This window comes from Halopseudomonas sp. 4NH20-0008 (assembly GCF_057548395.1).
Genome location: NZ_BAAJMD010000006.1, coordinates 49,117 through 74,933 on the forward strand (window position 1 = coordinate 49,117; position 25,817 = coordinate 74,933).

At 59.8% G+C, this 25,817-nt stretch carries 9 protein-coding genes; 1 reads left to right on the forward strand and 8 read right to left on the reverse strand.

Going from position 1 to position 25,817, the window contains the following annotated elements; genetic code table 11:
- From AC27HQ_RS07665 to AC27HQ_RS07700, 8 genes are all read right to left on the reverse strand, one after another.
- On the reverse strand, positions 1 to 1,659 hold the full coding sequence (locus AC27HQ_RS07665) for a ShlB/FhaC/HecB family hemolysin secretion/activation protein (RefSeq protein WP_487155565.1): 1,659 nt from the start codon (positions 1,657 to 1,659) through the stop codon (positions 1 to 3).
- A complete protein-coding gene (locus AC27HQ_RS07670; RefSeq protein WP_487155566.1) occupies positions 1,647 to 19,790 on the reverse strand; it encodes a leukotoxin LktA family filamentous adhesin in 18,144 nt (6,047 codons plus the stop codon). The genes AC27HQ_RS07665 and AC27HQ_RS07670 overlap by 13 nt, the downstream gene beginning before the upstream one ends.
- A gap of 172 nt (positions 19,791 to 19,962) precedes the next feature.
- Positions 19,963 to 20,850 carry a 23S rRNA pseudouridine(2605) synthase RluB gene (gene rluB / locus AC27HQ_RS07675; RefSeq protein WP_487155567.1) on the reverse strand — a complete coding sequence of 296 codons (888 nt, stop codon included), beginning with the start codon at positions 20,848 to 20,850 and terminating at the stop codon, positions 19,963 to 19,965.
- A 75-nt stretch (positions 20,851 to 20,925) separates the two neighbouring features.
- Positions 20,926 to 21,696: an SMC-Scp complex subunit ScpB gene (gene scpB, locus AC27HQ_RS07680; protein WP_487155568.1), complete on the reverse strand. Its 771-nt coding sequence runs from the start codon at positions 21,694 to 21,696 to the stop codon at positions 20,926 to 20,928.
- On the reverse strand, positions 21,671 to 22,459 hold the full coding sequence (locus AC27HQ_RS07685) for a segregation and condensation protein A (RefSeq protein WP_487155703.1): 789 nt from the start codon (positions 22,457 to 22,459) through the stop codon (positions 21,671 to 21,673). The genes scpB and AC27HQ_RS07685 overlap by 26 nt, the downstream gene beginning before the upstream one ends.
- Before the next feature lie 97 nt (positions 22,460 to 22,556).
- The gene (locus tag AC27HQ_RS07690; RefSeq protein WP_487155569.1) at positions 22,557 to 23,774 is read right to left on the reverse strand and encodes a tryptophan--tRNA ligase; all 1,218 of its coding nucleotides are present in this window, start codon (positions 23,772 to 23,774) and stop codon (positions 22,557 to 22,559) included.
- 71 nt (positions 23,775 to 23,845) lie between these two features.
- Positions 23,846 to 24,481, reverse strand: coding sequence for an L-threonylcarbamoyladenylate synthase (locus tag AC27HQ_RS07695; RefSeq protein WP_487155570.1), 636 nt, complete (start codon positions 24,479 to 24,481; stop codon positions 23,846 to 23,848).
- A 33-nt stretch (positions 24,482 to 24,514) separates the two neighbouring features.
- Positions 24,515 to 25,369, reverse strand: coding sequence for a PHP domain-containing protein (locus AC27HQ_RS07700; protein ID WP_487155571.1), 855 nt, complete (start codon positions 25,367 to 25,369; stop codon positions 24,515 to 24,517).
- Between the two features lie 135 nt (positions 25,370 to 25,504).
- Here AC27HQ_RS07700 and AC27HQ_RS07705 point away from each other — a divergent pair, with 135 nt between their 5' ends.
- Positions 25,505 to 25,807 carry a YciI family protein gene (locus AC27HQ_RS07705; protein WP_487155572.1) on the forward strand — a complete coding sequence of 101 codons (303 nt, stop codon included), beginning with the start codon at positions 25,505 to 25,507 and terminating at the stop codon, positions 25,805 to 25,807.
- The last annotated feature ends 10 nt before the right edge of the window (positions 25,808 to 25,817 follow it).

The window sequence follows — 25,817 nt, forward strand, 5'->3', positions numbered from 1 at the left end:
TCAACGAATGACTATTTGCAGCATGACCTGGGACTTGTCCTGATCAGGCACGACATCCTTCATGGTTCCAGCAGCCACCAGGCTGGCGGAAAAGCGATCGCCCCAGCGCATGTTCAGGCCCAGGCCGGCACTGGCAAGATCAACATCCTCGTCACCCAGCTCCATCGCGCGACCATAGTCCAGAAACACAAAGGGCTGCCAGCGCTCACTATAACGCCATAAACCCTCAACACTGAAGTTGACGCCCCAGGGTGACGCAATGATGCCGGGATCGTAACCACGCATGCTGCTGATACCGCCAAACTGCTTGAGCAGGGCCGAGGGCAGCTCATCCTGTTTGGTCGCATACTGCCAACCCATCCTGCCGCTGAGTTCATAACGCTGACCCAACGCGCGCATGGCGTAAAGATCACCATTGAGGAGGGTAAAATTGCCGCCATCCCCGGTGACCTTGTTATCTACCGATGACTGCCGCAGACGCTGATCGTAACGGACATACCAAGGCTGGGCGCGGTATTCGAACTGGCCCTTGAGGGTCAGCTCCTGGATGTCCAGTTCGCTCAGGGCCAGACCCTCAATGGTATTTTCCGAGGTCTGCATGCTGTAGCCGATACCACCGAGCAACAACCATTGGTCTGACAACCACCAGGGTTGATCAAAACCCAGGGCATAGTTGCTGGACTCGCCCTCGACATTCAGGTCGGCCAGCGGACCGCTCTCGATCTCCAGGCTGTTGCGCCCGGCCTCAAACCAGACCACCGCATTATTACGGGTTACCGGCCTGGAGTAGCGCAGGCTGTAATACTGGGTGCCTGAAGTACCGACCAGCACCAGCCCGAGGTTATCGGCCACGCCGGTGGGCGAGAACCAGTTCAGCGTGGCGCCCAGTTGCTCACGGCCAGTGCCTTCACTACCGTAATTATTGGCAAACAGTGACCAGGCAAGACGATCCGGCTCGAAGGTTTCCAGGTCGACCCGCGTAGTGCCAAAACGCTCACCGGGGGCCAGGCCCGCACTCACTTGCGGCCCGGGCGTGGTGGCGTTGAAACGGCGGATGTTGTCGATCAGCATGGGGCTGTCCAGCACCTCACCGCCCTCTACCGTCAAGCGCTCACGATAGAAGGATTCTTTGACATGCTGCGTGTCACCCACCAGGTTGACCGAGTCCACCTTGGCCTCAACCAGCACCACGCGCAGGCTGCGATTTTCCAGTGACTGCGGCGGGATCACCGCGCGGGCAGTCAACTGACCCAGTTCGCTGTAGCGCTGGTTGATCTCACGGACCAATTGATTCAGGTCGGCAAAGGTGATCTGACGCCCCACATACGCGGTCGCCAGCGCCTGCAACTCCGCCTCTGTAAGAAACACCGAGGCATTGAAACTGATTTCATCCAGCACAAAGGGCGGACTGTCATCGGGCAGGGCATCACCGGCTTCAACCTGTTCACCCTGCAAGGCCGGAATCTCTATTCGCCGTGCCCGCTCCTCGATCAGTTGCTGCTGCTGCGGACGCTCTATCTGTTCACGCAGCAGGCTCGGATCAATCAGACCGGGTGACAACACCTGCGCTGCCAGCCCACCGGTGAGGAATACTGACCCCAGACCAACAACCCCAACTGCACTGAATCTGGCCAACTTGCTCCCTGTCAGATTTCCCACGATTGCTCCTTGTCCCCGCCGTTTTCAGAAAAAGCCTGCATATCCAGATTCAGACTCTGACCACCCTCGCCTTCCTCAATATCCTGTTCAGGCGTTGGCATATAGCCGCCCATCTGGTTGATCAACTCACCCAGGCGCAACAGCGTGTTGTCTGGCGTCAGCAGCAAGGCGGAGTATGCCGCTGCGGTAATCGCCTGGTAATCCACACCGCCATCCTGGTGACCCTCGGCAAAGTTCGGCACCCGAATCTGGTGACTGAAATCACGGTGCAGCACATAACCGTTGGTGTAGGTTTCCAGGGTGTTCTGATAGAGCCAGAAGGTCTGGTCCATCTCATAGACCTGGACATTGGCTTCAGCCCGGTAACCCGGACTCAGGTTATCCACTGTCACCACCGCCTGGGGCGTGGTCAGGAACAGATAATCGACATTGGTGGCATTCTCAAAGTCGACCAGCAGAGCCGTGGTATCAAACTCGGTATAAACCGTATCCAAATCACTGACGACCACATGGGTAGCATCCAGGCGGGTCAGGAATCGGTCACCAGCACCGCCGGTATTGTTCAACCCGGTAACGCGCAGATTGAGCAGCCCGCTGCCGCTGTGACGGCCATAGAGCTCGATATCCTGCGCCTGCAGATCAGCCGACTCGCCGATACTGGCATCCCACAGGCGAATGGTCTGACCGGCACGCAGCTGCATGGTCGGCGCCTGCGCTTCCTGCAGTTCGATGGTCGCAGGTGAGGCGACGCCATCGCGCCAGCCGGCATTGATCTCCAGTCCCTGATCAGCCTGGGCACGATGACCACGGGTATCCAGCAGGCTGTCCAGCAGGGCCTGACCCTCAGCCAGCAGGCGATTGAAGCCGATGTCCTCATCCGCCAGCCAGATCTGGTCACCACCGCTGAGGCTGTCGCCAACCCGGATCGAGCCGCGGGCCAACAGATCAACATCATCGGCTGCCTGCAGATTGGCAAAGTCCAGGCTCAGGCCATCGGCCAGAATGCTGCCGGCTGCTGCACCCACATCGGTGGCGCTGATATCACCACTGGCCAGCAACTGCACAGATCCGTTGAGCACTTCACCCTGATAGGGAATGGCCGTGGACAGCACATTGCCGCCGACCCGAATGTCGCCGTCGGCGGCTTCAAGCAGAATGTCGCCACCGGCCAGAATGTCTTGATCAATGTTGATCGCACGACCGGAGCGAATGCTCAAGTGGCGACCGGCTGTGGCCCCCAGCAGATCAACCGTACCACCGACTACAAAGGTCAGATCACGGCCGGCTTCAGCGGTACCGTTGATGTCCAGATCCTGACCGACACCCACAGTCAGGTCGCGACCGGCCTTGAGTGAGTAGCTGCCACCGAAACGCACGGTCGGCATGACCAGATCGCCATTGGCCAGAATAGCCACATCACGATGCGCCTCTACCAGCAGACCGATGATATTGCCATGGCCCTGAGCGGCATCGCCGATGGCCTGAAGGTAGACATCACCTGCCAGACTTTCAGCCCGGCCAAAGAACAGATTGCGGCCAATCATGCGGACTTCACCAACTGCCTCGGCGTTGCCGCCGAAGATATCGCCGTCGGTCTGCACCAGAATATTGGCATCCGAGTACAGGTGAGCTGGCTGCAGCACGCCCTCGGCATCAGGATCGGCCAGCAGGCCAAAGCGGATACTGCCAAACGAGCCCGGTTCGGTAGTCAGCGTCAGGTCCTCGCCACTGTGACCGCTGAACAGCGTCAGATCGCTGAAACTGTGGACGCTGAGGGTTTCGGCTGCCTCTGCCTGACCAACGTCAACCGAACCGGCCTGCAACTGGATCAGCCCCTGTGGACTGAGCAACTGGGCTGCAGCGAAGTTGCCCGAGGCATTGAGCAGCAGATCACCGGTGCGACTTTCCAGCAGACCGAGATCGGTGCTGCCGACATCGAACTGCACATCCTGCCCGGCCGACGCGCGGTCGCCGTACCAGTTGCCCGGACCGCTGACCTGCAGAGCCTGGCCCACATTCAGGTCACCCCAACCCAGTTGCGCGTCGGTGCTGCTGCCATGCAGTTCGGCCCATTCACCAACCTCCGCCTGCCCCAGGTGCATGTCGCCTGACACATCGGTATTCAGCCAGCCGCCGGCATCCAGTTGATCAACTCGCAGATCGCCACCCTGGTAACGGATATTGCCGAGGGCCTGTAATTGCCCCAACTGCAGGCTCTGGCCTGCATTTCCGAGCACGATATTACCGCTTTCGGCGCGCATCAGTGTGCCGCTCAGTGCGTTCAGATTGCGCAGATAGATGTCGCCCTGACGGGTTTCGGTACGGGTCAGTTCGGGCATATCAACCAGCAAAGCCCGGGCGGCACTGCCGATCCCCGACTCGGCCAGCATGATGGCTGAACCCGTACGCTCGGCGCGCAGGTTGACCTGACCATCACCGTTGCCCTCGATACGACCGCCTGCCTGCAGATTGAACAGATTGCCCTCAGCCAAACCAGTTCGGTACAACTGACCCAGGGACATATCGCCGTCGGTACTGATGGCCAGCAGGCCACCCGCCTGTATCAGGCTGTCAGCATCCATGCTCAGACTGGCACCGAGCCAGGTGGCATTGCCACCGGCAAGGGCCTGCTCACGCAGACGCAGGGTATCCAGAGAACTGACAAGTAGATTGCCACCCGCTGACACACGCTGCAGGTCAATGGCTTCGGGTGAGTTCAGCTGCAGGTCACCAACGGCTTGCAGATCACGTCCGCTCAGTGTCGACTGGGCATTCAGGTACAGGCTGCCACCGGCGCTGACGACCCCGGCACGCAAGGCACCGGTGTCACTCAAACGAATATCGCCACCGGCTGTCGCAGCCAGTTCACCGTCCGCCGACGACTGATCAATAACCAGCGCCGCGCCATCCAGACCGAGAATAGCGTCACGGGCGTTCAACTGGATGCTTTGACCGGTGACTGCCAGTCCCTCAAACTGGCCCAGGAGGCTACCGTTTGGTGCATCCAGGCGCAGATCACCAACGGCGAAGACACGACCAATACGGAAGTCGTCACCCAGCCAGCGCAGACCGATGTGCTGACCCGCCGAGGCCGACAGCAAGCGACCGGCCACATCCAGGGAGAGCATCTCATCCGTGTCTGGCGTACCCAGATTGCCTGTGCCGGCCTGCAGCGTCAGATCGCCGCCAACAATCAGGCTGCCTGCGCCGTTGGCTGCCAGAATACTGCTGGCCGCTGCCAGGCGTGCATTGCCGCCACTGTTCACGGTACCGATATTCAGATCACCGGCTGACTGCAGGTAGAGCGCTCCGCCGCTGCTGGCATCAAAGCGTTCGCTGGCCGCCACATAGAATGGCTGGGTCCGATTGACCAACAGACTGACCAGTTGGCCCTGCTCATCACGGTTCAGCTCTACATCACCCGGCGCGTTGGCGATCGCCAGCGCAGCGGCTTCCTGGGGCGTGAGATTACCGGCACGCAGGGCGGCAAAATCGATCAGCAGACTGTCAGCCAGGCGGCCGATGTTCTGCCCGGTGATCAGCGTCACATGGCGACCGGACACATTCGGGTCTGCTGCCCCTACAGGCGTGCTGGACGCCGAGCCCAGCGCCGTGGAGTCGATGGCGTAACGCAGCTCACCTTCGGTCCAGATGGCATCACGGGTAAGGGCTTCAATCTGCGCTGCGCTGGCGGTGTAGCTGAAATCGCTGCGCGGCGTCTGGAAGTCAAGCTGCTGCGCCCAGTTGTCACCAAATACCCCTTCGAAGAACAGAGCATGGCCGTTATAGCGCTCGGCAGCAAAGGCTTGCACCTCGGTATCACTGAGTCCAGCGTGACCGGCCTGCAACTCGGCCAGTGGGCGGTAAAAGTCCAGACTGTCAGCGTCCAGCACAAAGCTGTCACCCTGCAGGCTGCCAAGTTCGCGCAGGCGCCAGTATTCACGGTACTGACTGACCACCTGATCTTCGAAGGGCTTGACTGTGCCCTGTTGAATATTGTCTTCGGCACCGAACTCACTGGTGAGCTTGAGCTTTTCCCAGATCTGCTGGCGCTGGGTTTCATCCAGGGTATCCGAGGCCAGACGCTGGCCGGCATCATACAGCGAGCCGTTTTCGACCCGCAGCGAGACGTCGCCGGTTTCCGAGACTATCTGGCCAACCCAGGCATCGCCCTCGATTTCATTGATGAACACATCCCGTACCGCAAAGGCGTCCAGGTTGCCATGGGTACTGCCACCAGAGGCAGTAGCCTGCTCACGGGCTATGACCCGCAGCGCAGTGCTGTCACTGCCAATGCCCCCTGTGGCATACAGGTCAAGGTTGCGACCCAGTACATGGGCGGTGCCGGATGACAGCCCGGCAATGGCCCCCAGGTCGCCATTGACCCTTACCACCACATCGCCCAGACCATTACCGGCATTGATACTGCGTACCAGCGCGCTGGAGGTAAGGTCGAGATTGATACCTGCGGCCCCGGAGCTGGCTTGCAATATGCCATTGCCCGCAAGACCGGCGACCACAGCACGGCCATCCTGGCCAATGAAGCCACCCGCTGTCATCTGCAGTTCGCGGCTGAAGCTGCTGCCGTCGCTACCATTGATGATGTTCTCAGCGGCCGTCAAACGCGTCAGACCACCGGGGTTGTTAAGCCGTCCGCCAATGATCAGGTTATTGTTGGTCTTAGCATCAATCAAACCGGCTGAATTGCCGACGAAGGCTATCTGGAACGGGTTGTCAGCCTTGACCGAGTGGTCGATACGCAGCGACGCAGACTGCGGCATCCGGTATACCCACTGTGCATAATAATCGCCCGCACGGCCATGGCCTTCAGGATACTGACCGCTGGCCGTGAAGCCCCAGTTGCAACTCGAGCCCAGACCGCCTTCACAGCCATGGTAATTGACTCCCTGGTTGTAATAGCTGCCCAGGCTGCCGCTGATAGTCTGCTCATAGACATTGTCCACGGCCCGTGTCACCACCTGACCAGAGGAAACAAACCAGGGGTCGTTCAAGGCCACATCGTTCCAGACCCAGTTGCTGACCGAGAAATTATCTCCATCCCTGTTCACAACCCGTGACAGCGTGGCTTGCTGATACCATTCAAAACGCAGGTTGGCGAGCGGATTGTAGCTGGTTGAACTCGCCATCGAGCTGGAGATGCGATAGGCATTCAGGACCGAATTGGCGCCGTTGCGGTTGTCGTATACGCTGAGACCGTTGTTCTGATCATGCACATACCAGGTACTCAGATGCTGGCCACCGGTGGTGGTCTTGAAGGTATCAACAATCTGTACAATACCCACCGAACCCACCCCGGTATCGATATCACCGAGTTGCAGTTGCTGCGCCGAGCGGTTGTCAATGACCACTTCACCGAAGCCATTGTTGACCTCGATGCGACCCGCCGGATTGGTGCTGATGATGCCGCCACGCATATAGATGAAACCACCACCGGAGGCATTGACATCATCCAGCTGAATACGCTGATTGACGAAATCGTACTTGGCTCCGATTGGCTGACCACTGGTGGCGGTGAGCAGATGCGTAGGAATATCCACCGCCTCGACACACAGGCCATTTGAGCAGCCATGCTGACTGATCCAGGTATCCAGATCGGCGCTGATGGTTACCGAACGGTTGGTCGCCATGCCACTGGTGATGGTGCCGTTGATATCGATATAACGTGCTTGAATACCAACCTGGCCACCCACCACCCGACGGCCGTCACCGTCGCTGCCGATGCTCCCCTGCTCATAATTGACAGCACTCTTGTAGAGAGCGCGGTAGTTGATGATGGGCATCCATGACGATGCATTATCAATGCCGCGGAACTGGAAGGCACCACCGTTGAATGAGCGCGCTGTGGTTTCGCTGCAGTTCAGTGCTGAACCTATGGATGCCGGCAGGCAGCCGCCGAACAGCACCACACTGGAACCCGATGAGTCGCTATCAAAGCTGCCACGGTAAACCATGGTGCCGGTCAGGGTTGCTGAATTGCCGCCACCGAAAACAGAACTGGCGATATATTCCAGGGCAACATTAGCCGAGCCGGTCACGCCGGCAAAGGAGCGCCACTCCGAGAACGGGTTGCTGTTGATGGACCAGTAATCGTTGGGCTGGAAGACCGTCATTGAACCGTTCGGAATCTCCACCAGCACCTGCTGACCATAGGTCAGACCAAACTGTCCGAGCGAGCCCTTGGCATTGGAGATATGAATCAGACCACCCTGATTGAGAATATCGCCCACCAGGAAGATCGCCGGACCGTAACTGACATTACCGACATTGCCGCCAAAACTGTTGTCGATACGAATCTCGGCACGCCGGTCAGCAGCTACTTCGTTGACCTGACCATTGAACTGCGAACGCGCGGCTGCACCGGTGAAGAACACCCGGCCACCGGGCTGATCGGGGATCAGGGCATTGCCAACCAACAGGTAATTGGCGCTCTGGTTGATCACTTCGATACGTGGGCCACCATTCGCGGTCAAGGTACCGTTACCGAACAGGCTATCGGCATTAATGGTCACGGTACCACCAGCAGCCAACATGTCACCCAGCTCGATAGCGCCAACATTACTGCCGGAAATCGTGCCTTCAATAACCCCGCGGGTCACTTCATCCATGTCAGTGAAGGTATCGAGGAACTGACGTGGATTGAAGTTGGTAATCCGCACGGCACTGACGGGTAAACCCGCGGACTGTGTAATAGTGCCGTTAGCGGCAATATGGATCAGCAGCTCATGGTAACGACCGGCCAGCAGCGTGCCGTTCAAGGTAGCGGTGATGTTGCGGCTGATATTGGCGTTGCTGTTACGGCTGGTCACCGGGATGAAACCCAGCTGATAACCGCGGGCCTCACCATCGGCCAGGGCACTGACCAGGCCGTAGTAACTACCGGCTCGAACATTACGTGCAGCCAACGCTTGACTGCCGGAGGCCAGCACGGTGTTGGCCTGGTTATTGATATGCGCGTCCGCACCTACTGTGGGCACCGCAATGATGCCGCGCACCGAGCTATGCGCCACAGAGTTCAACTGCAGGGTGTTCTGCCACAGTCCTTCCGGATCATCACCCGCAGTCAGCGTAATGTTGCCCAACGCCTCCATGAGGGTGTTGCTGCCAACCGACAGTAATTGGTTGGAGTTCAGGTCACCATCAACCCGCGCATCGGCCACGCCGGCTGCGCCCCAGGTGCTGGCCAGCGCCTCCAGGGACATGCCGGCCTGACTATAGGTGCCCGCGCCCAGCGAGCCACTGGAGAATAGATAGCTGTTGGTCCCGATAGTCACGGTGTTATTCAGATTCGCTTCACTGTCGACGCGTACGCCACCACCGGCAATAGCGCCACCGGTGCTCAGGGTCACAGACTCGGTCACCTGCATGCGGGTGAAGGCACGCAGCAACAGGCGAGAGCTGTAATCAGCGGCATTCAGACCGGCGAGCAGCTCAACGTTGTTGCCCACATCGACATGGGCCGTGCTGTTGATCAAGGTATCACTGTAAACCGCCTGCCCACTGATCACGCCGCCACCGGCACCGGAAGCCGCTTCACCCAGGTGACGACTGAAAATATTATTGTTGGCGGTGACGACCAGGTCCTGTGCTGCTGCCAGCTGACTGTTCTGACCAATACTGGCCAGGCTGTTGGCAAACACACGGTTTACCCCACCCGCGCCACTGGCACCCGCCAACGCGGCATTCACCGAGTTCGCATGGGTGCCATAGATCGCCCGGTACTCGGCGGTCAACGACAGATTGCGCATGGCAATCTGCACTGAGTCACCGATTTGCGCGGTCGCTGAACCCTCGGTACGGGTGCTGGCTACCGACGCATTACCGGCAATCACGCCACCACTACCGGCCACCGACTTGGCCTGATTGATATCCTCGGCGTTGGCATTGACCAGCAGATCGCTGATCAGCGCAGCGCCATCGCGGTCATTGGTAAAATTACCCAGACGCGCCAGTGTCGTGCTGTCCGATTCAGCCTTGGCCACCGAGGCGCCTACCGCCAGACCACCCACGGCTACACCTAGGGCATCGGCATACTGATGACTGCGACCATCAGCCAGAATCTCGATGCGGCCTGAAGGCAGCTTCAGATGCGTACCGGTCAGCGCACTGACACTGGCGGTGTTGAAGGCTTCGGCAATGGTCGCATTGGCGCTGAGGAACAGACCGCCGCTACCAGCAATGGACTCGGCACGGACATTGGCTTGATCGGGATCTATCTCGCTGCCAACGCGGTTGTATTCAAGTTCTGCCTTCAGGCGCAGCCCACCGGTGCCGCGCACATCAGCGCGGTCACCCAGGCTGGCCGTCACGGTATTGGCCGTTTGTGCCCGGGCATAGGATGCCCCGACGGCAACGCCCCCGGCTACGCTAGCTCCCAGTGCATAGGCATTGAGTTGCGGCAGTACGCTGGCGCTGAGTGATACGCCACCCGTGCGGCCATCCAGTATTACATCGTCACCAACCAGCACCTCCACACGGGTGCTTTCCAGCGCCACTGAGGCCACTCCGGTTCCGGCGCCAAACAGACCGCCTGCGGCGGCCAGACCATACACATCGATACCACCCTCACCACGGGCGGTCAGGTTGATCGCGCTGGCATACAACGCGGCGTCATCGGCGACCAGCACCTCAACGTTGCTGTCACGCGCCCCGGTAGCGACCACGATGCCCACTGCAGCAGCACCGGCGCTGGCACCCAGAGCGTCGATATCCAGATCCAGCAGGTCGCTGGCATTCAGGTTGATTGCGCCCGTGCTGCTGTGCGCCCCGCTCACGCTGCTGCTGATGTCATTGCGCATCTGACCGATGGCCAAGGCGGCGCCAAGACCAACACCAAAACCGGCGGCACCGGTATAGGCTTCCACTTCAACGGCGTCGTCATGCCCATCAAGGGTACGCGCCAGGGCGCTGATATCCAGCAGCGCAGACTGACTGCTGCCACCGTTCAGCTCGGCAGCTACCCGAGCATTGGACAAGGTAAAGGACACCGCAGCACCCACCGCGGCTGTCCCGGACGCCTGGGCCGAACCGCTCAGATTACGGTTATAGATCCGGTCTTCGGCATTGATATTGAAATGCCCCAGGGTGTTGATCTGGCTGTTGCTGACCCGTGCCAGGGTTTCATGCTTGTAGGTATCGCCAGCCTGGAGGCGGTCGGCACTGGAGCCGATCTGGCCTTGCTGATTCAACCAGTCGGTATCAGCCGAATTGCTCCGGGTTACCTGTCGGTATTCACCCGTATCCTGGTCCAGCTCCATGGTCTGGTATTCAGTCTCGGCAGTCTCGCGCGCCGTAAAGCCATCGACCATCGACAAGGTGCCATTGTTACCGCTGTTCAGCTCGTCCATGGCATCGCTGTCATCGACCTGGATAGAACCCGAGCCGAGCATGATCATGCCTATGCTGCCACCCAGTGCGGCGCTGCCGCCAACTCCGCCAGTAACGGTATAGAGCTCGACATCACTTTCGCGCAGCGCGTTCACATCCACTGCACCACTGACCCAGGCCTGGCTATCCAGCAGCATGGCGCGGGTAGCGTTATTGGCTACCAGTACGTTGGCACTGGCACCCAGTGAAACACCACCAGCAGCAGCCGAACCTGCTGCACTGGTAACATCCAGACGGTCGTAGGCATCCACCTTGAGGCTCGCCGCACGATTGCTACTGCTGCCGATATCGGTTACGCCCACACCGGCTTCGGTAACGTTCTCAATGATCAACACATTGACTGAGCCAGCTGCGGCTGTGCCACCACCACTGATACTGACACTCAGAGCCTGGGCCTCGGTAACACTGGCCGCCTCGACGCTGACCGCCCCAGCCGTCGTGACGCGGGTGCGTCCTTCAGCACTGCCGGGCTGTCCACCCAGCCAGGCACGCACTGTGCTGTTGTTGTAGCCAACCCCCACACCGGCCCCGGCACCCACCGCGCCGCCGCTAGCCGTATTGGCTGAGGCTGAAAGGTAGTTAGTCGCGTCAGCATTGATCGCCAAGCTGCCCACGGTCAGTTGGCTGGCATCATCCACCAGTGCCTGGGTACTGCCTTCCAGTACCAGCACACTGGCACTGCCGGCCACACCAACAATAGCGCCAGAGGCGCTGATGACAATATTACTGGCCGAGCGCGTTGAGCCGGCCTTGACCCGGGTCTGCCCGCGGCTGGTTACCGTTGCGCCACTGATTTGCGCGGTCACATCACGACTGATCACGCCGGCATCAGCCGTTACCGCAACAGCTGCGGCACCCAGCGACAGCGCCGCATTCAATACACCGCCAAAGCTGTAGCTGTGGGCATGGGCCGCCACACTCACCTGCTGTGCCGTTGCTGCGCCCGCGTTATCCTGGTTGATCAGCGCCTGATCAATGGTCGCCAGGGTCGAGCCGCCCAGCACACTGGTGTTGCTCACACCGCCAACCGAGGCACTGCCAATAGGCACCAGCGAGACTGCTGCGCTGACGCTCATCTGACCAGCCTGTTGCAGCGTGGTGGCGCGTACCGCAACGCCACGAACGATCTCCGAACCGGTCTGCAGATCGGCCACCGGATTGAAGGCTTCCTCATCGGCCCAGAACTGGGTATTGGGTGCATTGGTTACCAGGCCGTTATCCACCGATACGCCTGTACCCAAGGCCAGCGCAGTGACGCGCGTGCTGTCGCCACGAATGGCTGCCTCGGTATCACTCTGTACCAGATTGACGGTCAGAATGCCGGACACGGCGGCATTGCCGCTGCCAGCCACCACGCCGGCATAGGAGTCAATCAGATCGCGGTTGTAGGCAACCACCGCCACATTGTTCTGCGCCACCACGCGGGCGCCATCGCTGATCAGCGCACGGGTGTTGGTATCCAGCATGCTGGTGGCAACGCCGCCATTGACTGCCGCCGTGCCCGAGAAACCGCCGGAAACCGAAATGGTCTGTATGCTGGCGTCAGATCGGGCCTGCACGCTGAGATCGTTCAGCGTGAAACCACTGCCGTTGCGCGCACCGGTCAGGCTGGCTTCGATATCGTTGGCAACCCGGTTGACCGCCGTCGCCACACCCACTGCGGCAACGCCTGCACCAGCAATGCCACCGGACAGGGAGTTGATCTGCGAGTTGTCCGTGGCCTTGATCTGCAGGTTGTCCATGCTGCCGCTACTGCCGGACACCTTGGCGTAGGTTTTTGCATCGATATTGTTACTGGTATTGGAGAACACAGCGGCCGCTGTACCGGCACCGGCACCACTGAGGGCAAGGGTATCAATACGCGCTGAGGTCAGCACCTCGATCCGCACCGGTGCGGCGGCGGACAGATTCAACTCGGTATTCTCGACCAGTGCCTGACGGCGCTGGCTGATCGTGCTGATGGCCACCGCACCGGCGCCGGCACCGGTGCCACCACCCTGGACGTTGCCGGCCAGGGTCTTGATATCCACTTCGCCACGGGTAACTTCCACAGTCAGTGCGGTGGCGCCTGCAACGCTGGCGTCCTTGATGCGTGCGGTCTCTTCACCGTCCACCACGTTGACCGCAACGGAGGCACCCACAGCCGCAGTACCGGCACCGCCGCCACCCAGTGCGGCAGAACGAATCAATGCATCCCCGCCGCTGGCCAACGACAGGGCACCATTCAGGGTCAATTCGGCATCGTCTATCTCGGCAATGCGCTTGGCCAGAATGATGTTATTGACATTGGCTGCACCCACTGCGGCTGTACCGGCTCCGTTGAGTACCAGGCCCAGACTCCAGATCGTGCGCTTGCCCTCTGCCGTAGACAGATCAAGGCTACCGACATCCAGGGTACTGCCCACAACGGCAGCACTTTCGGTGCCGTCCAGAATATTGGTAGCCGTCGCGCCGTTGACCGCTACGGTACCCGCACCGCCACCGGCTACGGCGATCGAATAGATGGCCTGCTCAACGCCACTCTTGAGCTCAACACTGGCAAAGTCGGTGACCGTGCTGTTGTTGATCAGCGCCGACCGATCGGCATCAATGCGATTGACCGAGGCGGCCAGGCCGACAGCAGCGGTTCCGCCGCCGGTGACCGAGCCCGCCAATGAAGCGATGGTAATACCGTTACCGGCGCTGGCGTCCAGCGACAGGCTCTGACCGCTGTCAGTGGCGATCAGACTGGAATCACTGATGACTACCTCATCCTTGCCACTGATGTTGTTGAACGCAAAGGAGCCACCAACCCCGGCGGTTCCGCCGCCAGCAGCATCAATACCGATACTCCAGATTTCGCCATCCAGCGCCGAGGTCAAGCTGGCATCACCACTGAGATTGACCGTGCTGCCGGTAATCCTGGCCGCACGCTCGGCGTCGATCAGGTTGACCGCGACGCCGGCACCGACACCAGCGCTGCCACCACCTGCGGCAATATTGAATGCCAGGGACCAGATACTGGCACCCAGATTCGGCTGGCTGGCGGCGATAGTCAGATCTCGCGCCGTCAGCTCAGCTTGCAGCAACTCGGCCGTCGTAGTGTCGGCAATGCGGTTATAGGTCATGGCCGCGCCAACACCGACTCCGCTGGCTGATACTGCGGCAGACAGTGCAGCAGTTATGATGCGGCTCTGCTGAGCGGCACTGAGGGTGGCATCGCCACTCAACTGATAGGTACCACCCTGCACCAGGGCCGTGGATCCCTGCTGCATGTCATTGATACTGAAGGCACCACCGACTGCCACGGTATTACTGCTGGCGGAAATACTGCCGGCCAGCGAATAGAAACCACCGGTCTTCAGCGCTTCCACCACCAGATCATCGGCCACCAAGGTACGGCCGGTCATATCCAGATCGGCACTGACGGTACCCCGCCCGATCAGCGCAGTGGCCGAACCGGAAACCGAGATATTCTGTGCTCCGGCGGCACCTATGGCACCCGCCAGCACATCGGTTTCATTGCGCGCAGCGACCCTCAGATCACCGCTCAGATCAATATCGGTATTGGCAATACTGGCGGCATAGTCACTGCCGTTATAGACCACACCAAAGGCCCCGCCGACCGCCGTCTTGCCACCGGTGGCCGCCAGGGTCCCGGCAATGCCCAATACCGCTTCACCGGCTATCGAACCATTGTCAAACAGGTTGCGGGTGGTGGTATCGGCACCACTGCTGCCCTCAGCCGCATCGGTATCAAAGCCTTCATCACTTTCGGCAAAGAGCTCATCGTTGGTTTGCGACTCGACCTCGATTTGCGCTGTGGTATGGGTGCCATCCAGATCCAGCCCGCTGTTGAGCAAGGTGCCCGAGGCACTGGCATCGTGAACAAAAATGCTGTCCAGTGCATCCAACCCGGCAACACTGGCCGCCGACACGGTGACGTTGCCACCGCTGAGTGAAGAGTCGGCGTTATCGGTTTTATCGACTCGCGCCTTGACCTGGTTATCCATGATCACGACAAACAGCGAGCCGGCACCAGCACCGCTCTCGGAGCCGGTACTGACTGCTACGCCGAGTGCGCCAGCCAGTACCCGCGAGGCACTGTTGGCCTTGACATCCAGGCTGGCAAAATCGGTGGCCGTGCTGCCTAACCACTCCGCTTCCAGCTGGTTCTGCATGACCCCGACAACCACCGAACCACCGCCGCTGCCGCCTTTATCGGTACTGACGGCAAAAGCGCCACCACCGAGCAGATTGCGTGAACGGTCATAGGCATTGACCGCGATGCTGCCGGGATTATCGGCACGCTGCTGAATAACCGAGTCGACCACTGAGGCACGGGTCTGGTTACCAAACACCCCGACCGAACCCGAGAGTGCGACAGCAACATTGGTTTCACCACCTGTGGCCACCGACAAACCCAGACCCAGAGCAATCTGATCACCGCCACTGGCAGCTTGCACATTCAACAGATCATTGTCGGTCAGGGTCACATTGACCACGCTGGCCTCAGTGACATTGTTCAACTGATTGAAGGCCATGGCGCCGGACAGCGCGGCGCTGAACTCGCTCTTGTCACCACCACCGGACAGGGTCAGGGCACCGGCACCGGCGCCACTGAACTGGTGTGTCTGATTCAGCGACAGTACATTGACCTGACTGCCGCCATCGATGCTGCGCGGATCCAGTACGATATTGCCCAGATGACTGCGGTTTTTCTGTGCCGAGACATTGACACTGCCGGCCGCGGCGGCAGCCAGACTGAACCCTTCGGCCGGATCACTGCTGCCCTCATCGGCACCACCACCGCTGCCGTCAAAAATGCCCTGCAGCTTGCCCCAATACTCACCGATCTTGTCGAGGGCCGCTTCACCCTGCTCGACGGTCTTGTCCTTGGCCGCGGTGACCTCCCCGGTCAACAGCGCCAGACCATTGGTCAGAGAGGTCTTGATCACTTCACCCAGACTACCGGCCTTTTCCTGACTGCCCTTGTCGGCACCACCGCTTTCAGCGGCCACCTGATCCTGCTGTTGCTGCTCTTCCTCGGAGCGGGCCAGTGCTCCGGCCACCGAGAAGGCGCCACTCTGCCCGGAACTCTGAGCGCTGAGACTCAGCTCATCGACCAGCCAGTTACCCGAACTTGCATCCACCAGCCCCGCCGCCATGCTCTCAGGCCGCCAGCTGTTTTTGCCTGACGTACGCAGATTGTTGTCGCCCACCAGCGCATAGACATCGGTATTCACCACATTCACCGCAACACCGGCACCGATGCCGACGTTCTCGGAAGCCGCCAGCGCCCCTGCGGCGCTCCAGACGCCCAGCCTGTGTTCGGCATCCAGATTTACCCGGTCAGCCGTCACATCGGTGCTGCTGTGCACCGACGCATGCACGGTGCCTTCAACCACACTGACCACCACCGAGCCATTGCCAGCCACACTGGCACCCTTGCCCGCTGAGGGGCTCAGGCCAATGATCATTTCGTCCTGCAGGGCGCTGACATCGAGCGTCTCGCTAACAACAGTGCCGCCAGCGCCAATACCGGCCACGGCACGGTTGTTGGTTATCTGAACGTTGACGCCAGCGCCGACCGCGCCGCCATCGCTGGTTACCCCAAACAGGGCATCGAAGTTACCGGCAACCGCCAGTTGCTCGAGCTGGTTCTCGGCCCGCACGCTGACTGGTGCGGCCCAGGTCCAGGACAGGTCCAGCAGCCCCTGACGGGCTTCGTCATCGTCAATCACCGGCAGGATATCCAGCGGGTTGCTGGTCCAGCTATCGGCATCCAGCGCCGTGGCGGTCAGGGTGGCATTGTCGCCAACCCAGGCACTGGCATCGGTATTGTTCTGCAGAATCGACAGTGAGCCCGCCATACCGAGTGTATCGGCCTGGCCGGTGGAGTTGGCGTACTGGGTCGCCAGTTTGCCGACGATGCCCTGCTTCTGTTCAACCAGCAGTTTGAGGTTGGCATACACTTCATCCAACGAGCTCCAGCGATCCAGGCCGAGCAGATTCAACGGCTGACTGTTCTGCGCACCAACGCCGATACGCGCCGCCGTGACATTCGCCCCATCACCGACGATCGCATGGGTGGTCTGATCCAGTTCACTGTAAACCGCCGCCACACTGAGACTGACAGCCGCGCCATCGACACTGCCATCGTCGCGCTTGGCTGAAGCATTGACCTTGCTTTGCGCACTGGTGTGCATATCACTCTGGCGCTGCAGTGCCTGTACGCTCAGATCACCGCTCAAATCCAGGGCCGGGGCCGCATCAGCGCTACCCAGTACCGCTTCAACACGATGATCGGCGAGGCTGATGGTCAGGGCCGACGCCAGACGGAACTGGCTGTCAGTCGGGGTTGCCGGCGTGTCCTCGGAAGGGGCCTTGGGCTCGATACCAAACAGGCCCTTAACTGCATCACCCAGATAATTGGTGACCGGATCGGCAACCTGTTCCTTGGCCTTGGTCTTGAGCTTGTCGAGATACCCCGGCTCGGACGCACCGGCTTCAACGGTCACCGACAGATTCTGCCCATGGACCAGATTGGCCGCGGTCAGATTGAGGTCGCGCGCACCGGCAAGATCGGCACTGAATTCAGCCCGGGTGGTACTGTTGAGGATCGACAGGCCGATGGCCGGCCCCCCGGTCGCGCCTTCGCCGCTGGCCTTGAAGCTGACCGTATTCTTGAGGCTTTGCTCAGTCAGGGCAGTGACGTTCACATCACGCGCTACATCCAGCAGCACGCCCTGCTCTACCACAGCCCGGGTTTCGGTATCGCTCATGGCCATACCAAAGCCCAGACCCATGGTTTTCAGCGCACTACCATTACCATCAACGCTGTTTTCCGCTGCGGAGAGTACGCTGAGGGTATTCTGGCTGTGCGCCAGCACCGACAGGTCGTTACCGCTTTCCAGGCTGGCGCCATCAAGCACATCAACCGCGGTGATACCTGAAATCTGGCCATAGGCGGCGCTGAAACCAAAGGGGATCTTACTGCCCAGACCCGGAATTTGCCAGGTCGAGCTATCTACCGTGCGCGTGGCATCGGCCTGCAGATGGATATCCGCACTGGCCATCAAGCTGGCATTCGAGCCTATGACAACCTGCGAGTCGGCCTTGGCAATATAAGCTGACAGCCCCGGTACCAGTACCGTGAGTTCGGTATAGTTGGTCGGTGTCTCAAGAAAGGCATCACGGCTATCGGTGTTTTCGTAGGCCGCTATTGGCTCGTACAGGGTGTCGAGGATGTTGCCCCAGGTTTCCTCTTCACCCCAGCTGTTCAGGTCCTTGAGTGCAGCAATATCGTCTTTCAGGGCATCGGTATTGAGTAGCGAGCCAAGCACATCCCGGGCTACCTCGGCACGGCTGTCGGCGTGCAGATTGATCTCTCTGCCCGTCAGGCTGCCGTTGACTTCAATACGGGCACTGGCCTCGGCATAGCCAGCCAGTTGACGATTGATGGCAAAGGCATTCAGGTTCAAGTCGCCGGCCAGGCTGTCGTCATCGACCTGCCCGGCATCCAGCTCGGCATTCTCGCCAATGATGATTTCGGCCTTGCCAAGGTTGGCCGACAACCAGGGATTGGCCTGGCTTTCAATACCCTGCTTCAGCTCGTCCAGGGTCTGCGGCTCGGCAGACTCATCGCAGAAGCTGCAGCTCAGATCACTCAAGGCATTCAGGGTGATATCGCCAGCCTGGCCGGCACCAGAGGCAGCAGTAACGATCCGGGCATTGTCATTCAGTGCCAGACTGGGCGCCTCGATGATCACATCACCACCATCTTCCCCGGCGTGGCCACGGGTATCAATCAGCGCATCATCGGACAGGGTCACTGCGCGATTGGCCGCAATAGCAACGCTGGCGCCGCTGTCATCGGCCATCAGGGCAGCCAGTTCACCACTGATCTCGACCTGGTCTGCCGCGGTAATCAGAATACCGCCGTTTTCCCTGGCGACGCCTGCGCCAATCGCCAGACCCTCGGTATTCACGGTACTGGCGAACACCGCCTGGGCAATATCGGTACCCGCCTGCAAACCGGCGGAGGCTTCAATCAGAACGGATGCACCATGCAGATTGATACTGCCATTGGTGTTGACCATGCCCTGGATGACAATGGCATTGGAGCCATCTTCTTCGGCCTGCACACTGGGTAACTGGCCGGCAGCCAGCGAATCGATATAGGCATTGGCCTGTTCGGCATTGACGTGACCATCAACGGTGGCCACACGCAGCAACTCGTCCATGGTCGCCATGTTCGGCGTGCTGACGGTAAGGCTGCCGACGTTGACCACGCCACTGCTGCCAACGACAAAGCCATGCGGATCGGCGAACAGGATATGCCCACCGACCTTGCCGCCTTTCAAACCATTCAGGGTGCCATTGATTTCAGCGCGGGAATCATGAACCAGGTTGACCAGATGGCTGGCCGCGCCGGGCACATGCAGGTTGACGGTATTGCCCTCGGAAACCCGGAAATTGCCAAAGGAGTTGAAACCGGCCTTGCCGCGTACGGTGGCCGTGGTGATATCCGTGACGTTGCCGTCGACATCAATAGTGGTTTGGGTCACACCCGGGCCAGCAACACGACCACTGCCATCATACAGGGTGATGTCATTGGCCATGGCCCAGCCGGGCAGCAGGCCTGAAGCCAGCATAAGCGCTGTCAGGGGGTGGCGGGTTAACTGTCGGGAGCCATGCAGGGTGCTACCAACTGACTGCTTTTTGCCCAAGCCACGGATGCGCATCGTCAACCTCACTGTCAACATGTCGAATTATTAGTGGTCAAATTCTAATCAAAACGACCTGTAATGACAACGCGATCACAGTTTAAACTTGACGGTCTAAAACAAAGTAATTATCAGGCGCCAATTTTACGTCACACTTGCGCATCCGAACCGCAGCCCACCCAACTCAATTTCAACGCTTGCTGGAATGATGCCCCTTGCCGCGCTTGATGGTCCGCGCCTGATGCATGGATGGCTTGCGCGCAAGGCGCTGCTGCTTTTCCTTGTCACTGGTTTTAAGGGCTGGCAAGGACACCGGCTCAAGCGCGACCTCTTTGCTCAGCGCATCAATCTCGTTCTGCTTCATTTCCCGCCAGCGACCCACTGGCAATTCCGGGCCCAGGAAAACCGGCCCGAAACGTACGCGCTTGAGGCGGTTGACGCGCATACCCTGGGATTCCCACAAACGCCGCACTTCGCGGTTGCGGCCTTCCATCAGACAGACGTGGAACCAGCGATTGATACCTTCACCACCGGAGGCCACCACATCGGTGAAGCGTGCCGGACCATCATCCAGCATGACGCCGGTTTTCAGACGCTCGATCATCTCTTCATCCACCTCACCCATGACCCGGACCGCATATTCGCGATCCATCTGATAGGAAGGGTGCATCAGGCGATTGGCCAACTCACCGTCGGTGGTGAACAGCAGCAGGCCCGAGGTGTTGATATCCAGACGACCGACATTGATCCAGCGGCCATGACGCAGACGCGGCAACCGATCGAATACGGTCGGGCGACCTTCGGGGTCATCGCGAGTACAGACTTCACCCTCGGGCTTGTTGTAAATCATAACCCGGCGGGCTTCTTCGTTCTCAATATCACGCTTGACCGGACGACCATCGACCAGAATCTGATCCAGGCTGTCGACCCGACAACCCAGGGTGGCGGGCTGACCATTGACGCTGATTCGCCCAGCGGCGATCCAGCTCTCGATTTCGCGGCGCGAACCAAGACCCACACGGGCAAGGACTTTTTGGAGTTTTTCGCCACTGACGGGGCTTGAGGGGATATCGGTCATGCTGGGCACCTCCCGGTGTACTGTTCAATTGACCGCGCAGTCTACCACTGCATTGTGCCGCCAGCCAGCAGGCTATCAGGGCTGCCGATCATCGGTCGGGTCGTCATCAACCTGCTGCTCGGGCTGGTAGTCATCAAAATCGGTTTTAAGATTGGATTCCATGCTGTTGAGCTCGTCCAGCAACACATGGAAGCCACTCTCTGCGCCGGCCTGCTCCAGTGGCTGCAAAGGCTCCACCGGCATCCAGGGGGTATCCTTGTCCTGATCGGCGTCAACACCTTCGTCCTGCAGCGCCAATTCAGGTTCAAGCTGATCCAGATCGCGAATCGCTGCCAACGGTGGCAGGTCACTCAGGCTGCGCAGATTGAAGTGATCAAGGAACTGCCGCGTGGTCGCATACATAGCTGGCCGGCCGGGCACATCACGATGCCCGACCACCCTCACCCACTCGCGCTCGAGCAGGGTCTTGATGATCTGGCTGCTGACCACCACACCGCGCACATCTTCAATCTCGCCACGGGTGATCGGCTGACGGTAGGCAATCAGCGCCAGGGTTTCCAGCATTGCACGGGAATAACGCTGGGGACGCTCCTCCCACAGCCGACCAACCCAGGGGGCATAACTCTCGCGCACCTGCAGGCGCCAGCCACTGGCCACTTCGCGCAATTCGAAACTGTGTTGCTGATAGTGCTCGACAAGATTGCCCAAGGCCTGCCGCAAGGCCTCCAGCGTCGGGGCATCGTCCTCGTCAAACAGCTCACGCAGACGCTCCAGCGACAGCGGCCGACCGGCAGCCAGCAAAGCCGCCTCAATGATCCGCTCAAGCATCGGTTGTGACATGCTCACCTCGTACCTTGACGTGAATGGGCGCAAAGGGCTCGCCCTGCACCAGATCAATCAGTTGCTCCTTGACCAGCTCCAGCACCGCCATAAAGGTCACCACCACGCCGAGCTTGCCTTCGGCCACGCTAAACAGACTGACGAAAGGCACAAAGGCCTGACCGCTCAGCCGCGCCAACACCTCGGCCATGCGTTCGCGGGTTGACAGCAGTTCGCGGGTAACCTGATGACTTTCGAACATGTCTGCCCGCCGCAGCACCTCGGACAACGCCAGCATCAACTCGGCCATATCGACATCGGGGTGGCTACGGCGCGCCTGCACCACGGGGGCCTCGGCGCTGGCCAGGGCCAGATCACGGCCGACCCGGGACAAACCGTCGATTTCCTCGGCGGCCTGTTTGAAGCGCTCGTATTCCTGCAGACGACGGATTAGTTCGGCGCGCGGATCGTGCTCTTCGTCTTCGTCTTCAACATGTCTGGGCAACAACAGACGCGACTTGATCTCGGCCAGCATGGCGGCCATGACCAGATATTCGGCGGCCAGCTCCAACTGCACCACTTTCATCAGCTCGACATAGCCCATGTACTGCCGGGTAATGTCAGCGACCGGGATATCGAGAATGTCGATGTTCTGCCGCCGGATCAGGTAAAGCAGCAAATCCAGCGGCCCTTCGAAGGCATCGAGAAACACCTCCAGCGCTTCAGGAGGGATATACAGATCCTGAGGCATCTGCATCACCGCCTTGCCATAGACCATGGCAAAGGGCATCTCCTGCTGCCCAGAACCCAACGACTGCGGCGCACTGACGTTAGCCGCCTGGGCAGGCTGCTCTGGTGCGGGCGCGAGCTCGTCGTCGGTCATGGGTTCAGGGCCGGTATTGCAGGCCCATGGCCTGGCGTACTTCGATCAGGGTATCGCGCGCGGCCTCGCGGGCTCGCTCGGTACCCTCGCTGAGGATCATGCGCACCGCTTCCGGGTTGGACTCGAACTCACGCACGCGCACCTGCATGGGCGCCAGTTCCAGCGAGACCGCATCAATCACCGGTTTCTTGCAATCCAGACAGCCAATACCGGCACTGCGGCAACCTTCCTGCACCCAGTCATGGGTGGCCTTGTCGGTATAGACCTGATGCAGTTGATACACCGGGCACTTGCCAGGATCACCCGGATCGGTGCGGCGCACGCGGGCTGGATCGGTCGGCATGCGGCGAATCTTTTCGCTGACTTCATCCGTGGTATCGCGCAGGGTAATGGTGTTGTTGTAGGACTTGGACATCTTCTGACCGTCCAGACCAGGCATCTTCGAGTCCGGCGTCAACAAGGCCTGGGGCTCCGGCAGAATGACCTTGCCACCGCCTTCCAGATAGCCGAACAGCCGTTCCTTGTCACCCAGAGTGATATTCTGCTGCTCCTTGAGCAGGGCCCGCGCGGTTTCCAGGGCATCGGCATCGCCCTGTTCCTGATAGGCCCGGCGCAGACTGGAATACAGCTTGGCAGCCTTCTTGCCCATCTTGTGTACGGCTGACTCGGCCTTCTCTTCAAAGCCCGGCTCCTTGCCGTACAGATGATTGAAGCGCCGAGCCACTTCCCGGGTGATCTCGACATGCGCCACCTGATCAGCCCCAACCGGCACCAGGCCGGCGCGGTACATGAGAATATCGGCGCTTTGCAGCAGCGGGTAACCCAGGAAGCCGTAGGTGGCCAGATCCATATCCTTGAGTTTTTCCTGTTGATCCTTGTACGTCGGCACGCGCTCCAGCCAACTGACCGGGGTGACCATGGACAGCAGCAGATGCAGCTCGGCGTGCTCAGGCACCTGGGACTGGATGAACAGGGTTGCCGAGCCACCACTGACACCAGCGGCAAGCCAGTCAATCAGCATGTCCCAGACATTCTGCTCGATATTTTGTGGAGTTTCGTAGTGGGTGGTCAGTGCATGCCAGTCAGCAGCGAAAAAGAAGCACTCAAACTCATGCTGCAGCTTGACCCAGTTTTTCAACACGCCGTGGTAATGGCCAAGATGCAAACGACCGGTGGGACGCATGCCCGACAAGACGCGACGCTGTGAATCAACGGAACTCAAGGGAAACTCCTGAAAGTGTAAAAGACATCAAAGTGAAGGATGATTGGATTATACGCATAAAGCCAGTGTTCTCAGTGCTCACGGCTGCCGCCGAAGGGCTCTGGATCACCCAGCCCAAGGCGCAGCACTTCCGGTTGATCATCCAGCAGGCTGATCACTGTGGTGGGCTCGACCGTACAAGCACCGCCATCGATGATCAGATCAATCTGCTTGCCAATACGGTCGCGAATCATCTCCGGATCGGTCAGCGGCAGAGTATCTCCCGGCAGGATCAGCGTCACACTCATCAAGGGCTCGCCAAGCGCCTCAAGCAAATCCAGGGTGATCTGGTGCCCGGGAATGCGCAGACCGATGGTCCGGCGCTTGGGATGTAGCAGGCGCCGGGGCACTTCAGTCGTGGCATTCAGAATAAAAGTATAGGGTCCGGGGGTATTGGCCTTGAGCAAGCGGAAGGTCGGGTTATCGACCTTGGCATAGACACCCAGCTCGGAGAGGTCACGACACATCAAGGTAAAGTTGTGCTTGTCGTCGAGCTGACGCAAACGCCGAATTCGCTCCAGCGCCTCCTTGTCACCCAGATGACAACCCAGGGCGTAAGCCGAGTCGGTCGGATAGGCGACGACGCCACCCTGACGAATGATGTCCACCGCCTGACGCACCAGTCTGGTCTGGGGATTCTCCGGATGGAGATGAAAATATTGACTCACTGGAGACTCACTTGTTGTTCTGATCGTCCGAGTTTATCGGGAAAAAAGCGGATCGTCCCATACTGGCTGACAATCTGCAGGCAATGCGGTCATCTTGCCCAATGCCATCCAGGGCGAATCAGGGTGATGAAAGTCACTGCCACAGCTGGCCAGAAAACCGAACTCGTTGCATAACTTGCCCAGATAAGCGACCTGTTCAACCGGTTGCTGGCCATTGACCACTTCGATGCCCCGACCTGCCGCCATCGCAAATTCTCGGAACAAGCGCCGCAGCTTGGAACGAGTAAAGCCATAGTGCCAGGGGTGCGCTAGCACAGCCATGCCGCCAGCTGCCCGGATGTGCGCAATGGCATCGGGCAATTCTGGCCAATGCTGTTTTATATCCCCGAGCTTGCCGGCACCGAGCCATTTACGGAATGCCTCGGCACGATCACGCACGTGACCGGCCTCAACCATCCAGTCGGCAAAGTGCGGCCGCGCCGGTGGACTCTGTGGATCGCTGCCGGCGGCCAACTGGATCGCCATGGCACCTTCAAGCGCACCCGGCATGCGTTTGGCAGCCAGCCGCAGGGCAATCTGCTCAGCGCGCTGCCAGCGACCATCGCGCACGGCCAGCATGGCCTGTTGCAAATGCGCAGAGGCGGGATCAAAGCCATAGCCTAGCACGTGCAGCGTGTGCCCCTGCCACTGGGCAGATAGCTCAACACCACTGATCCAGCGCATGCCCAACTGATCTGCCGTGGCCGCCGCCTGAGCCAGACCATCGAGGCAATCATGATCAGTCAGCGCCACCAGGCCAACGTCTGCCGCTGCGGCACGGCGCATCAGCGCGTCCGGATCGAGGGCGCCATCAGAGGCAGTACTGTGCATGTGCAGATCGGCTATCAATAACGGCTCCAGTGGGGTTGCATTGACCAACAACAGATAATTTTAGCTATTATGCCGCCCTAACGCTGACAACACCTAACTGAATGACATAAGTTAGGCATCGTTCCGCCTCAAACCGACGATCAGGAAACCCGCATGTATTTCGCCATCATGGCTAGCGATGTAACCGACTCACTGGCAGCCCGCCTGGCTGCCCGCCCCGCTCACCTGGAGCGTTTGCAGCAACTGCTGCGTGAGGGCCGCTTGCTGGTTGCCGGGCCGCACCCTGCGATAGAATCCCTTGACCCGGGTCCGGCTGGCTTTACCGGCAGCCTGATCATTGCCGAGTTCGACAGCCTGGCTGCGGCAGAAAGCTGGGCAAGTGCAGATCCCTATGTGGCCGCTGGCGTATACGCCGAGGTCAGTATAAAACCCTTCAAACCCGTTTTACCGACCTGATTTCGGAGAT

Bases quoted from the DNA above. Each gene is read 5' to 3' on its own strand.
- AC27HQ_RS07670 (WP_487155566.1), bottom strand. From the start codon at position 19,790: ATGCGCATCCGTGGCTTGGGCAAAAAGCAGTCAGTTGGTAGCACCCTG.
- rluB (WP_487155567.1), bottom strand. From the start codon at position 20,850: ATGACCGATATCCCCTCAAGCCCCGTCAGTGGCGAAAAACTCCAAAAA.
- AC27HQ_RS07685 (WP_487155703.1), bottom strand. From the start codon at position 22,459: ATGCCCTTTGCCATGGTCTATGGCAAGGCGGTGATGCAGATGCCTCAG.
- AC27HQ_RS07705 (WP_487155572.1), top strand. From the start codon at position 25,505: ATGTATTTCGCCATCATGGCTAGCGATGTAACCGACTCACTGGCAGCC.